General features: G+C 69.3%; 8 protein-coding genes. 4 read left to right on the forward strand and 4 right to left on the reverse strand.

Translation table 11 applies throughout. The features are described 5' to 3' along the window. The first annotated feature begins 16 nt into the window (after positions 1-16). From sbcD to EV691_RS04530, 4 genes are all read left to right on the forward strand, one after another. Positions 17-1,237 carry an exonuclease subunit SbcD gene (gene sbcD / locus EV691_RS04515; protein WP_131300014.1) on the forward strand — a complete coding sequence of 407 codons (1,221 nt, stop codon included), beginning with the start codon at positions 17-19 and terminating at the stop codon, positions 1,235-1,237. Between the two features lie 101 nt (positions 1,238-1,338). Then, on the forward strand, positions 1,339-1,953 hold the full coding sequence (locus EV691_RS04520) for a trimeric intracellular cation channel family protein (RefSeq protein WP_131300018.1): 615 nt from the start codon (positions 1,339-1,341) through the stop codon (positions 1,951-1,953). 138 nt (positions 1,954-2,091) lie between these two features. Next, the gene (locus EV691_RS04525) at positions 2,092-5,514 is read left to right on the forward strand and encodes an AAA family ATPase (RefSeq protein WP_131300023.1); all 3,423 of its coding nucleotides are present in this window, start codon (positions 2,092-2,094) and stop codon (positions 5,512-5,514) included. A 167-nt stretch (positions 5,515-5,681) separates the two neighbouring features. Beyond that, positions 5,682-5,912: a hypothetical protein gene (locus tag EV691_RS04530; RefSeq protein WP_039805707.1), complete on the forward strand. Its 231-nt coding sequence runs from the start codon at positions 5,682-5,684 to the stop codon at positions 5,910-5,912. A gap of 4 nt (positions 5,913-5,916) precedes the next feature. Here EV691_RS04530 and EV691_RS04535 read toward each other — a convergent pair whose 3' ends face one another. The 4 genes from EV691_RS04535 to EV691_RS04550 form a co-directional block, all read right to left on the reverse strand. Then, positions 5,917-7,476 (reverse strand): TerC family protein, encoded by a 1,560-nt coding sequence (locus EV691_RS04535; protein WP_131300028.1) that lies wholly within the window; start codon positions 7,474-7,476, stop codon positions 5,917-5,919. A 249-nt stretch (positions 7,477-7,725) separates the two neighbouring features. Continuing rightward, positions 7,726-8,721, reverse strand: coding sequence for a 23S rRNA (adenine(1618)-N(6))-methyltransferase RlmF (gene rlmF / locus EV691_RS04540; protein ID WP_131300032.1), 996 nt, complete (start codon positions 8,719-8,721; stop codon positions 7,726-7,728). 70 nt (positions 8,722-8,791) lie between these two features. Next, positions 8,792-10,555: a putative bifunctional diguanylate cyclase/phosphodiesterase gene (locus EV691_RS24115; RefSeq protein ID WP_131300035.1), complete on the reverse strand. Its 1,764-nt coding sequence runs from the start codon at positions 10,553-10,555 to the stop codon at positions 8,792-8,794. Positions 10,556-10,950: 395 nt separating this feature from the next. Then, the gene (locus EV691_RS04550) at positions 10,951-13,785 is read right to left on the reverse strand and encodes a valine--tRNA ligase (protein ID WP_131300038.1); all 2,835 of its coding nucleotides are present in this window, start codon (positions 13,783-13,785) and stop codon (positions 10,951-10,953) included. Positions 13,786-13,882: the final 97 nt, after the last annotated feature.

The raw sequence follows: 13,882 nt of genomic DNA on the forward strand, positions 1-13,882 counted from the left end.
CGGACGACGGACCGCCATGCGCCTGCTGCACACTTCCGACTGGCATCTCGGCCAGCACTTCATGGGCAAGACCCGCCAGGCCGAGCACCAGGTCTTCTGCGCCTGGCTCATCGAGCAGGTGCGCGAGCACGCGGTCGACGCGCTGATCGTCGCCGGCGACGTGTTCGATAGCGGCGCGCCGCCCAGCTACGCTCGCGAGCAGTACAACCGCTTCATCGTCGCGCTGCGCGAGACTGGCGCGCGGCTGGTGGTGCTCGGCGGCAACCACGATTCGGTGGCCACGCTCGGCGAGTCGCGCGACCTGCTGGCCTGCCTGGACACCTGGGTGATCCCGGGGGTGGCGGCGGACCCGGCCGAGCAGCTCCTGCTGCTGCCGCGGCGCGACGGCACGCCGGGGGCGCTGCTCTGCGCCATCCCCTTCATCCGCCCGCGCGACGTGCTGAAGAGCGAGGCCGGGCAGAGCGCCGAGGACAAGCAGCAGGCGCTGCAGGCGGCGATCCACGAACATTACCGGGCGCTGTTCGCCCTCGCCGAGGCGCGCCGTGCGGAGCTGGGCGGCAGGCTGCCGATCGTCGCCAGCGGGCACCTGACCACCGTCGGCGCCAGCGCCAGCGAGTCGGTGCGGGAGATCTACGTCGGCAGCCTCGAGGCCTTCCCCTCCGACGCCTTCCCGCCGGCGGCCTACATCGCCCTCGGCCACATCCACCGCCCGCAGAAGGTCGGCGGGCTGGAGCATATCCGCTACAGCGGCTCGCCGATCCCGCTGTCCTTCGACGAGGCGCGCCAGCAGAAGGAGGTGCTGCTGGTCGACCTGCACGAGGACGGCCTCGAGGCGGTGACGCCGCTGCCGGTGCCCTGTTTCCAGCCGCTGGTCACGCTGCGCGGCTCCCTCGCCGAGCTGGCCGGCGCCATCGCCGAAGCGGCCGCGCAGGGCAGCGCCGAGCGCCCGGTGTGGCTGGAGGTGCAGGTGAGCACGGATGACTACCTGAGCGACCTGCAGAAGCGCGTCAGCGTCCTGTGCGAAGGGCTGCCGGTCGAGGTGCTGCGTGTCCGTCGAGAGCGCGGCAGCGCCAGTGCCGGCCAGCTGGCCGAGGCCCGCGAGACGCTGGATGAGCTTACCGCCGAGGAGGTGTTCGCCCGTCGCCTGCAGCAGGAGGCGCTGGACCCGGGCGATGTGGAGCGCTTGCAGACGCTGTATCGCGGCGTGCTGGAAAGCCTGCGGGCCGAGCAGGGCTGAATGGCAGGTCAGGATATGGCTAACACTACGCTTCGAGGGACGTGCCGCCAGTGGCACGCCCTCGGACTTTTTGACATCAGGCATCACACAGGGCACCACCGATGCTCTTGTACGTCCTCGATCTGCTAGGCGTTGCCGTCTTTGCCGCCAGCGGCGCCCTTGCCGGCCTGCTCGCCCGGCTCGACCTGTTTGGCGTGCTCGTCCTCGCCTCGATTACCGCCGTGGGCGGTGGCACGATCCGCGACGTCCTGCTCGGCCGCTATCCGGTCTTCTGGGTCAAGGATTCCGGCCCCCTGCTCGCCATCCTGGCGGCAACGGCGTTCACCGTGGTCTGGGTGCAGTATCTTCCCGTGCCGCGGGATGCCCTGGTGGTTGCCGATGCGTTCGGCCTGGCCCTGTTCGCGATCTCGGGGGCCCAGGTCGCTGAACGGGCGAGCTGCCATCCCCTGGTCACCATTCTCATGGGGACATTGACCGGCGCGGGTGGAGGCGTCGTTCGCGACGTGCTCAGCGCCAAGGTGCCGCTGATACTGCGTCAGGACATCTACGCAACTGCAGCGATAGCAGGCATCCTGCTCTACCTGGTGCTCCGGGCATTGAAAGTGCCGACCGCGGGCGCGTTTGTCGCCGGCGTCGTGACCGTCGCCGCAACACGCCTTGCCTCGATCGCCTACGACCTGCAGCTCCCGGTTGTAGGCGTCGGGTTCCGAGGGTGATGTCCAACCCAATTGACGAAATGAAGCAGCACTTCGTTTTCGGACATGAGTTCGTTGGGGCGCCCGACAATGCCAGAATGGCCGCCCCTCTGCGGCAACGCGGCTCACGCCAAAACGTCAACAGACCCTAGCTCCCTCATGAAAATTCTCAGCCTGCGCCTGAAGAACCTCAACTCCCTCAAGGGCGAGTGGAAGATCGATTTCCGCGAGGCGCCGTTTTGCGACAACGGCCTGTTCGCCATCACCGGGCCGACCGGCGCCGGCAAGACCACCCTGCTCGACGCCATCTGCCTGGCCCTCTACCACCGCACGCCGCGCATGGACCGCCTGTCCAAGGAGTCCAACGAGCTGATGACCCGGCATACCGCCGAGTGCCTGGCCGAGGTGGAGTTCGAGGTCAAGGGGCAGGGCTACCGGGCCTTCTGGAGCCAGCGCCGCGCCCGCGACAAGGCCGACGGCGCGCTGCAGATGCCCAAGGTCGAGCTGGCCGCGGCGGACGGGACCATCCTCGCCGACAAGGTCGGCGACAAGCTCGCGCGGATCGAGGCGCTCACCGGCCTGGACTTCGCGCGCTTCACCCGCTCCATGCTGCTCGCCCAGGGCGGTTTCGCCGCCTTCCTCGAGGCCGACGCGAAAAGCCGCGCCGAGCTGCTCGAGCAGCTCACCGGCACCGAGATCTACGGGCAGATCTCCCGGCGGGTGTTCGAGCGCTGCCGCGAGGTGAAGAGCGCCCTCGAGCAGTTGCAGGCCAGGGCTTCCGGGGTCGAGCTCTTGAGTGACGAGCAGCGCCAGGCCCTGGAGGAGCAGGCCGCCGGCCTGGCCGCCGAGGAGGCGCCGCTGCTGGCGCAGCAAGGCGAGCTGCAGGCCCAGCGCCAGTGGCGCGAGGATCTGAGCAGGGCGGAGCAGCGCTGCCAGGGCGCGGCGCAGTCGCGCCAGCAGGCCGAACGGGCATTGGCCGAGGCCACGCCGCAACTGGCGCGGCTGGCGGCGAGCGAGCCGGCCGCCCGCCTGCAACCGGCCCATCGGGCCAGGCAGCAGGCCCGGTTGCAGCTGGAGCAGGGCGAGCGGAGCCTGGCGCAGACCCGCATCGACCGGCAGCAGGCGGCCGACGCGGTCGGCCTGCGCCTGTGGCAGGCCAGCCAGCTCGCCCGGCAGATCGCCGAAGCGGCGCAGGGGCATGCCCGGCAGTTGCAGCTGCAACATCGGCAGCTGGTGCAGCAGCTGGCCGAACAGCCGCGGCATGCCGAGCTGGGCGAGCGCCTCGGCGCCTGGCGCGGGCAGTTCGAGCGTCGCCAGCAGTGGCAAGGCGAAATCGCCGCGCTCCAGCGCAGGCAGCAGGGCGAGCGGGCCGCGCTCGCCGGGCAGGCCGAGCAGCAACGGCAGGTGCAGACGCGCCTGCAGAGCCAGCAGGCCGAGCTGGCCGCTGCCCGCTCGGCCGAGCAGCAGGCCCAAGACGCCCTGGCCGCGCTGCTGCAGGGGCAGTCCGAAGGCGCGCTGCGCGAACACTGGCAGCAGCTGCATGCCCGGCAGAACCTGCTGCAGCAACTGGAGCAGAACGCCGAGCAGCGCAGCCGCAGCGCGGCGCGCCTGGCCGGGAGAGCCGCCGAGCTGGCTGATAAACAACTGCGCCAGAGCGAGCAGCAGACCCAGCGGGAACTCCTGCGCCTGCGCTACAAGGACCTGCAGGCCCTGGTCGCGGCCAGGAGGAAACTGCTGGAGCAGGAGCAGCGCATCCTCAAGCTGGAGGCCTATCGCAGTCAGCTGCAACCTGGCGAAGCCTGCCCGCTGTGCGGCTCCCACGAGCATCCGGCCGTCGAGACCTATCAGGCGCTGGACGTTTCCGCCAGCGAGCGCGCCTTGCAGGCCGGCGAGGCGGAGCTGGAAGCGGTGCGCGGGCAGGGGGAGGCGGCGAGGGATGCACTGGCCGTCCTCGAGGCCGAACTCAAGGCCCTGCAGCAGCGCCGCGAACAGGACGAGGCCGAGCTGCTGCAGCAGCGCGAGCGCTGGCGGCAGCTGTGCCGGGAGCTGGGCGCGGAGGTGGCCGACGAGGCGGCGCTGGCCATGCGCCGGGGCGAGCTGGGCGAGCAGCTGGAAGCCCTCGAACTGCGTCTGCGGCGACTCGAGCGGAGCAAGCAGGCCGTGGAGCAGGCCGGCAACCTCCGCCTGCAGGCGGAGCGCGGCTGCGAGCAGGGCAGCCAGCAGCTGCAACTGCTCGAAGAACGCCTGCGCAGCGGCCAGGGCCAGCTGCAGGAGCTGGACGATCAGTTGCAGCAGCGCCAGGCGCAGTTGCAGCAGTGCGAGCAGGCCCTGGCCGAAGATCTTGCCCCCTTCGGCCATCCGCTGCCGACTGATGGCGCGGCCTGGCTCGAACAGCGTCAGGCCGACTGGCAGGCCTGGCAGCAGGGGCAGAGCCGCCTGCAGCAACTGGAGCGCGAGCAGCTGGCGCACAACGCCGCCGTCGAGGCCGCGGAGCAGCAGGCCGCGCTCTGGCAGCAACGCTGGAGCGCCCTGGGCGAGCCCGGGCGGGCCGCCCTGGCGGAGAGCGCCGATGCCCACGGCGCCCTCGGCAACGCGGAAGCCGAGGCGGACGCCGCCCGGCGCCGGGTCAACGAACTGGACGGGCGTCTGCTGTCGCTGGAGGAGCAGCTGCAGCAGCAGCGCCGGCAACTCGAGGCCTGCACCGGCGACTGGCAGGCGCAGCTGGCGCAAAGCCCCTTCGCCGACGAGGCGGCGTTCCAGGCCGCGCTGCTCGACGATTCAGAGCGCACCGCTCTGCAGGACCTCAGGGCGCGTCTGGAGCAGGCGCGGACCGAGGCCCTGGCGCTGCTCGCCGCCACCGAGCAGCAGCTCGCCCAGCTACTGGCCGAACCCCGCACCACGGCCAGCGGCGAGGAGCTGGAGCGGCAGCTGCAGGCCCTGGCCGAGCAGCTCAGGGGCCTGGCCCAGCGCCAGGGTGAAATCCGCGCCACGCTGTCCGCCGACGAGCAGCGCCGGCAAAGCCAGCAGGCGCTGTTCGCCGAGATCGCCGCGCGTCAGGGCGAGTACGACCTCTGGCAGCACCTCAACGGACTGATCGGCGCGGCCGACGGCGCCAAGTACCGCAAGTTCGCCCAGGGCCTGACCCTCGACCACCTGATCTGGCTGGCCAACCGCCAGCTGGTGCGCCTGCACGGCCGCTACCAGCTGGCGCGGCGCTTCGGCGGCGAGCTGGAGCTGGAGGTCGTGGACACCTGGCAGGGCGATGCGGCCCGCGACACCCGCACCCTGTCCGGCGGCGAGAGCTTCCTGGTCAGCCTGGCGCTGGCTTTGGCGCTGTCCGATCTGGTCAGCCACAAGACCAGCATCGACTCGCTGTTTCTCGACGAGGGCTTCGGCACCCTCGACGGCGAGACCCTGGAGGTCGCCCTGGATGCGCTGGACAGCCTCAACGCCAGCGGCAAGACCATCGGGGTGATCAGCCACGTCGAGGCGCTGAAGGAGCGCATTCCGGTGCAACTCAGGGTGAGCAAGGGCGTGGGCCTGGGCTACAGCAGCCTGGAAAGGCGCTTCGCCCTGTCCTGAGTCAGCTTCTGCAGAAATGGCGTGAAATATGCTTGAGGCCGGCCCGGCTCCGCGAATCCGCAGGACCGGCCGGCTTTCCGCACCAGCAGCGGGCACTGGTCGCCCTGTCGCGGAACCGTAACCAATCTTCTGTAAATAGCTGCCATCGCCATGCGGAGCCCTGTGGTATGTCCACCCTGACCGAACTCGTCCAACAGATCGCCCAACTCTATCCCCTCGAGGACAAGCGGGTCGGCAAGCGCTATCGCGTGGTCGACGAGTTGGCGGGCATGACCGAGCTGGAGGAGGTCGGCGGCGCGCCGCGCTATATCCGCACCGCCGAGCTGAAGGACCGCCGGCTCTGGGCGCATGCCGCCGACAGCTGGCCCAGGCACCACCGGCGCGGCGGCCAGCGCTGATCGGTCAGGCCGGGCGCGGCGGCTGCAGCAGCATGCGGGTGATCCGCCGCTCCTTCACTTCGCTGACCTGCAGGCGCCAGCCGCGATAGGCCAGCTCGTCACCGGTCGCCGGCAGGCGGTCGAGCAGGCTCATGGCCAGCCCCGCCAGGGTCTGGTAGTCGTCGGTGGCCTGGGCCTGGAAGCCCAGGCGCTGGCCGAGCAGCGCCAGGCCGATGGCGCCGCTGACCTCGTAGACCCCGTCGCGCTCGATCACATCCGGCCCTTCCATCTCGCTGGCATCCGGCAGTTCGCCGGCGATCGCCTCGAGAATGTCGGTGAGGGTCAAGAGGCCCTCGAAATGACCGAATTCGTTGACCACGAAGGCCACGTGGGTGGAGGCCTGGCGCATCTGTTCGAGGGCGTTGAGCACCGAGCAGCCGTCCGGCAGGTTGAGCGGCTGGCGCACCAGTTGCTCGATGTCCGGATGCTCACCCTGCAGCAGCGCGCGCAGCAGTTCCTTCTTGTGCACGTAGCCGAGGGGCTCGTCGATGGCCGAGGTGCGCGCCACCACCAGACGCGAATGGGGCGAATCGAGCAGTTGCTGGCGGATCTGCGCCTCGTCGGCGTCGAGGGCGATGTGGTCGACCTGCATGCGGTCGGTCATCGCGCTGGCGATGGGCCGCTCGGCCAGATGCAGCACGCCGCTGATCATCACCCGTTCGCGGCGGCCGAACAGGGCGCTGCCGGCCTCGTTGCCCTTGAGCATGTCGGCGATCTCCTCGCCGACCTCCTCGGCCTCCATCTGGTGCCCGCCGAGCAGGCGCAGCACCGCGTGGGCGGTACGCTCGCGCCGCGTGTGGCGGCCCTGCAAGTGTTTCTTGCGGCGCCAGCGGGCCAGCTGGTTGAACACTTCGATGAGAATCGAGAAGCCGATCGCCGCGTACAGGTAGCCCTTGGGAATGTGGAAGCCAAAGCCCTCCGCGGTGAGGCTGAAGCCGATCATCATCAAAAAGCCCAGGCACAGCATGATCACTGTCGGGTGGGCGTTGACGAAGGCGGTCAGCGGCTTGCTGGCGACGATCATCAGGCCGATGGAGATCACCACGGCGAGCATCATGATCTCGAGCTGCTCGACCATGCCGACGGCGGTGATCACCGCGTCCAGGGAGAACACCGCGTCGAGCACGACGATCTGCGCCACCACCGGCCAGAAGCGGGCGTAGGCGCGGCTGCCGGACTGGGCGTGGCTGTGGCCTTCGAGGCGCTCGTGCAACTCCATGGTGGCCTTGAACAGCAGGAACACGCCGCCGAACAGCATGATCAGGTCGCGCCCGGAAAAGCTCTTGCCGAGGATCGAGAGCAGCGGCTCGGTCAGGGTCACCAGCCAGGAGATGCTGGCCAGAAGGCCCAGGCGCATGACCAGGGCCAGCGACAGGCCGATGATCCGCGCGCGGTCGCGCTGCCCGGGCGGCAGCTTGTCGGCGAGGATGGCGATGAATACCAGGTTGTCGATGCCGAGCACGATCTCCAGCACGATCAGGGTCAGCAGACCCAGCCAGGCCGTGGGGTCAGCCAGCCATTCCATGAGCGGTTACCTTTTTGGTTGTGATACGGAAAGAAGATGGGGCTGTGGTCTTCCGGCATGAAAAACGCGCGCGTGCGGGCCGCGACGGGGCGAAGGGCCGAGACAGGTCCGGCGGGAAAGTGTGCCGCCCGGCGGGGTGGCCGGGCGGCTGGCGACACGCGTGGTCCATGGGCGACCGAGGGAGGGGAAGAAGCGCGTCATGCTACGCCATCGGCGCGGCGGCGCTAAGCGCGCAAAGGTAACCGTTTTTTAGCGCGGCACCTTCCAGCGTGCTTCCCGCCAGCGGCGCCGGGCGTCAAGGTCGAGGAAGGTCCAGGCGATGAAGCGGCTCTGCTTCTGCCCCTGGGCCATGGGTACGACGCGCACCTCGCAGGCGCCGGCCCTTTTCAGCGCGGCCTGGACGGCGGGCAGGTTGGCGGCCCTGGAGATCAGGCTGCTGAACCAGTACACCTGCGCGGCGAACTGCGCGCTTTCCGCGATCATCCGCCCGACGAAGGCGGCCTCGCCGCCGGGACAGTGCAGCTCGGCGCCCTGGCCGCCGAAGTTCAGCAGCGGCAGCGTGCGCTTGGGGTCGAGCTTGCCGAGGTTGCGCCACTTGCGCCGGCTGCCGCGCGTGGCGTCCTCCGCCGTGGCGTGGAAGGGCGGGTTGCAGAGCGTCAGGTCGAAGCGCTCGTCGGCCTGCAGCAGGCCCTGGAAGATGTGCGCGGGATCGGCCTGGCGGCGCAGCCGGATGGATCCCTCCAGGGCATTGGCGCGGACGATCGTTTCCGCCGAGGCCAGGGCGGTCGGGTCGATGTCGGCGCCGAGGAAGCGCCAGCCGTACTCGCGCTGGCCGATCAGCGGGTAGATGCAGTTGGCGCCGACGCCGATGTCCAGCACCTGCAGGGCCGCGCCGCGCGGGATGACGCCGCCGTGCTCGGCGGCCAGCAGGTCGGCCAGGCCGTGCAGGTAATCGGCGCGGCCGGGAATCGGCGGGCACAGGTAGCCGGGCGGGATGTCCCAGTGGCGGATGCCGTAGTGCTCGGCGAGCAGCGCGCGGTTGAGGGTCTTCACCGCGTCCGGATTGGCGAAGTCGATGCTCTTCTTGCCATAGGGGTTGAGGATGACGAAGGCGGCGAGCGCCGGGTGGCGGCGGATCAGCGCGGGAAAGTCGTAGCGGCCCTGGTGGCGGTTGCGCGGGTGCAGCGGGCTCGGGCGTTCCGGCGGCTGCGCGGGGGGCGACGGGGGGCGGGGCTTGCTCGGCATTGCGGGAGGCTGGTGGTGGGCTGGGCGGCGGATTGTCCCACAAGTCGGGCCGGCGCGCCGCCCGGCGCCGCTATTCGGCGGGCTGGCGCTCTTTCAGCCAGGCGGCCAGCTGTTCGGCGGACAGCGGTCGCGAGAGCAGGAAACCCTGTGCCACCTGATAGCCCCGGTGGGTGAGCAGGCGCCGCTGCTCCTCGTTCTCCACCCCCTCGGCGAACACCGCGATCCGCAGGCTGTCGCCGATACGCATGGCCGCTTCGGTCAGGGCGCGGGTGATCTCGTCGTGTTCCAGGTCGCGGACGAAGCTGCGGTCCAGCTTCAGGGCACGGACCGGCAGGTGGCGCAGGTAGCCGAGGCAGGAGTAGCCGGTGCCGAAGTCGTCGACGGTCAGGCCGATGTCCATGGCCTGCACGGCATGCAGGGTTTTCAGGCTGTTCGGGTTGCCGCTGCGCAGCACGTCCTGGGTGATCTCCAGGTTGAGGTCGGCCGGCTGCAGGGCATGGCGCTGCAGGGTGTCGGCGATCTGCCGGGGCAGTTCGATGTTGTGGAAGCTGTACGGCGACAGGTTCACCGAGACGGTTGCCACCTCGAGCCCGGCGCTGCGCCAGGCGGCGAGTTGCCGGCAGGCCTCGGCCAGCGCCCAGCGGTCCAGCTCGCCGGCCAGCCCGCATTCCGCCGCCAGCGGAATGAAGCGGCCCGGCGGGATGCTGCCGAGCTGCGGGTGGGCCCAGCGGGCCAGGGCCTCGACGCCGCACAGGCGGCCGCTCTTGAGGTCGACCTGCGGCTGGTAGTGGAGCTGCAGCAGCTGCTGCTGCAGCGCCTCGCGCAAGGCGACCTCGAGGGTCCGGCGTTCCTGGGCCTGGCGGTTCAGCTCCTCGCTGAAGAAGCTGAACTGGCCGCGTCCGTTGCCCTTGGCCTGGTACATGGCGAGATCGGCGTAGTGCAGCAGGGTTTCCATGTCCTCGCCGTTGTCCGGGAACTGGCTGATGCCGATGCTGGCCGAGGGCGTGAGGGTCGCCCCGGCGATCTGGCAGGGCGCCGACAGCTGCCTCTGGATGCGCTTGAGGGTCTCGGTCGTCTGCCGGGGGTCGCAGTCGGTGAGGACCACGACGAACTCGTCGCCGGACAGCCGGCCGACGATGTCGGTGGCGCGCAGTTCGCCGCGCAGGCGCTGGGCGACGATGCGCAGCAGGGCGTCGCCGGCCGGATGGCCGAGGGTGTCGTTGACCTGCTTGAAGCGGTCCAGGTCGAAGAACAGGACGTTCAGCGCCGTGCGGCTGCGTCTGGCCCGGGCGATCGCCTGGCCGGCCTGGACCAGCAGCAGGCTGCGGTTGGGCAGGCCGGTGAGGGCGTCGTAGAAGGCCATCTGGCGAATCCGGTTGTGGCTTTCCTCGCGCTCCAGGGTCAGCAGGCGGCAGCGTTGTCGCTCGGCTTCCTCGCGCTCGGCCTGGGCGCTGACGTCGGTGGCGATCTGCACGATGCGCTTCAGCTGCCCATCGGCGCCGAGAATGGGGACATAGGTCGCCTCCAGCCAGAGGCGCCGGCCGTCGGCGCGGGTGTAGGGGTAGCGGCCGTTTGCCGACTGGCCGCGCCCCAGCCCTGCCCAGAGACCATCGAAGTCGTGGCGGTTGGCCGGGTCGGGTGCGCAGAGTTGCTGGTGCCGGCGTTTGACAATGGCTTCCGCGGTGTAGCCGAAGAGCTGCCGGTACTTGCCGTTGGCGCGCAGGATGCGGCCGTCCGGGCTGAACTCGGCGATCGCCATGGCCTGCTCGAGGGCAGCAAGCAGTTCCATCCGCTCGGCGGACGCTTGGGAGGAGGGGGAGGACTGCTGCTTCATTCTTTTTCTGTGCGACTCCGGGCAGCCGTCGCTGATCGGTCGGAGGGGCCTCCTGGGCGATTCGAGCGTCGGGCAGGTCGGTGCGGTTTTCGGGAGCGACCGGAGGAATGATGCCATGGGGCAAGAGGCATGCGTCACACGGATTGATGGCGTATTGCTATCATGTGGCCGTGCTGCTTGAAGATGTGAACCATGCACGCTTTTCGATGCCCGAGCCGGGGCTCGGGAAACGGGCATGCAGGAAGAAGCCCAGCCGGGAACGTTGGCGGCGAGGCCGGATGGACGGAAGGCGGGAGTGGCGGGGTCGGAAGGGCAGACCTGCCAGCGGGAGGGGCCTGGCTCGGCGTTCCGCTGGAGGGAGGGCCGGCACACCTTGCGTGTGCCGGCCGGGGACTTCAGAGGCTGGCGATGCGCGCGCGCTGCTCGCCCAGCCTGGCCAGGGCCTGTTCGGCTTCGGTCAGCCTGGCGCGTTCCTTGGCGATCACTTCGGCGGGGGCCTTGTCGACGAAGCTGGCGTTGCCCAGCTTGCCGCCGACGCGCTTGACCTCGCCGTCCAGGCGCTGGATTTCCTTGTCCAGGCGGGCCAGTTCGACGTCCTTGTCGATCAGTCCGGCCATCGGCACCAGCACCTGCATCTCGCCGACCAGCGCGGTGGCGGCCAGCGGCGCTTCCTCGCCGGCCTCCAGCACGCGGATCGATTCCAGCTTGGCCAGCTTCATCAAGAGCGGCTGGTTCTCGGCAAGGCGACGGCGGTCGCTGTCCGAGGCGTTGTTGAGCATCACGTCGATGCGCCTGGCCATGGAGATGTTCATCTCGCCGCGGATCTGCCGCACGCCGAGCATCAGCGCCTTGACCCACTCGATGTCGTTCTCGGCGGCTTCGTCGATGCGCGCCTCGTCGGCCACCGGCCAGGGCTGCAGCATCAGGGTCGGGCCGGACTTGCCGGCCAGCGGCGCCAGGCGCTGCCAGATTTCCTCGGTGATGAAGGGCATGAAGGGGTGCGCCAGGCGCAGCGCGGTTTCCAGCACGCGCACCAGGGTGCGGCGGGTGCCGCGCTGGCGTTCGATGCTGGCGTTCTCGTCCCAGAGCACCGGCTTGACCAGTTCCAGGTACCAGGCGCAGTACTGGTCCCAGACGAATTCGTAGAGCGCCTGGGCGGCGAGGTCGAAGCGGAAGGCGTCGAGCTGGCGGGTCACCTCGAGTTCGGTGCGCTGCAGCTGGGAAACGATCCAGCGATCGACGGGGGACAGCTCCACCGGCTCGCCGGCGGCGCCGCAGTCCTTGCCCTCGGTGTTCTCGAAGACGAAGTTGGCGGCGTTCCACAGCTTGTTGCAGAAGTTGCGGTAGCCCTCGACCCGGCCCATGTCGAACTTGATGTCGCGGCCGGTGGAGGCCAGCGAGCAGAAGGTGAAGCGCAGCGCGTCGGTGCCGTAGCTGGCGATGCCTTCGGGGAATTCGGCGCGGGTCTGCTTGGCGATCTTCTCGGCCAGCTTGGGCTGCATCATGCCGCTGGTGCGCTTGGTCAGCAGGGTGTCGAGGCCGATGCCGTCGACGATGTCCAGCGGGTCGAGGACGTTGCCCTTGGACTTGGACATCTTCTGGCCCTGGGCATCGCGCACCAGGCCGTGGACGTAGACGGTCTTGAAGGGAATCTGCCCGGTCAGGTGCAGGGACATCATGATCATCCGGGCGACCCAGAAGAAGATGATGTCGAAGCCGGTGACCAGCACGTCGGTGGGGTGGAAGTTCTTGAGGAACTCGGTCTGCTGCGGCCAGCCGAGGGTGGAGAAGGTCCACAGGCCGGAGCTGAACCAGGTGTCCAGCACGTCCTCGTCCTGGCGCAGCGGCTCGTCGTTGCGGATCGCGTACTTGCTGCGCACTTCCGTCTCGTCGCGGCCGACGTAGGCGTTGCCGGCCTCGTCGTACCAGGCCGGGATGCGGTGGCCCCACCAGAGCTGGCGGCTGATGCACCAGTCCTGGATGTCGCGCATCCAGGAGAAGTACATGTTCTCGTACTGCCTGGGCACGAACTGGATGGAGCCGTCCTCGACGGCGGCGATGGCCTTCTCGGCCAGCGGCTTGGTGGAGACGTACCACTGGTCGGTCAGCCAGGGCTCGATGATGGTGCCCGAGCGGTCGCCGCGCGGCACCTTCAGCGCGTGGTCGTCGATCTTCTCCAGAAGGCCCATGCCGTCGAAGTCGGCGACGATGGCCTTGCGCGCGTCGAAGCGGTCCATACCGGCATAGCTGTCCGGCAGGCTGGGGTCGATGCGCGTGTTCGGCGTGCCGTCGATGTCGAACACCTGGGCCTGGGCCAGGACGCTGGCGTTCTTGTCGAAGATGTTGATCAGCGGCAGGTGGTGGCGCTTGCCGACCTCGTAGTCGTTGAAGTCGTGGGCCGGGGTGATCTTCACGCAGCCGGTGCCGAACTCGCGGTCGACGTACTCGTCGGCGACGATCGGGATCAGGCGGTTGACCAGCGGCAGCAGCACGTGGCGGCCGATCAGGTCCTTGTAGCGCTCGTCCTCCGGATGCACGGCGACGGCGGCGTCGCCCAGCATGGTTTCCGGACGGGTGGTGGCGACCACCAGGTAGGCCTTGCCCTCGGCGGTGCGCGCGTCGTCGGCCAGCGGGTAGCGCAGATGCCAGAGGTGGCCCTTCTCGTCGTGGTTTTCCACCTCGAGGTCGGAGATCGCGGTGTGCAGCTTGGTGTCCCAGTTGACCAGGCGCTTGCCGCGGTAGATCAGGCCGTCATCAAAGAGGCGCACGAAGGCTTCCTTGACCGCTTCGGAAAGGCCCTCGTCCATGGTGAAGCGTTCCCGCGACCAGTCCACCGAGCTGCCCAGGCGGCGGATCTGCCGGGTGATGGTGCCGCCGGACTCCTCCTTCCACTCCCAGACCTTGTCGAGGAACTTCTCGCGGCCGAGGTCGTGGCGGCTGACGCCCTGGGCGGCCAGCTGGCGCTCCACCACCATCTGGGTGGCGATGCCGGCATGGTCGGTGCCCGGCTGCCACAGGGTGTTGCGGCCCTGCATGCGGCGGAAGCGGATCAGCGCGTCCATGATCGCGTTGTTGAAGCCGTGGCCCATGTGCAGGCTGCCGGTGACGTTCGGCGGCGGGATCATGATGGTGTAGGGCTCGCCGCTGCCCTGCGGGGCGAAGTAGTTCTTCGACTCCCATTCGGCGTACCAACGGGATTCAATGGCGTGCGGCTGGTAGGTCTTGTCCATGCGGAGGAAACCCTTATAAGACGGCTGATCTGGGAAGCCGGGGAGTATAAAGGCAAACCCGTACCCGTGGGCTGCATCCCTGCAAGTCTAGGCGGAA

The organism is Azotobacter chroococcum (assembly GCF_004339665.1).
Classification (GTDB): domain Bacteria; phylum Pseudomonadota; class Gammaproteobacteria; order Pseudomonadales; family Pseudomonadaceae; genus Azotobacter; species Azotobacter chroococcum.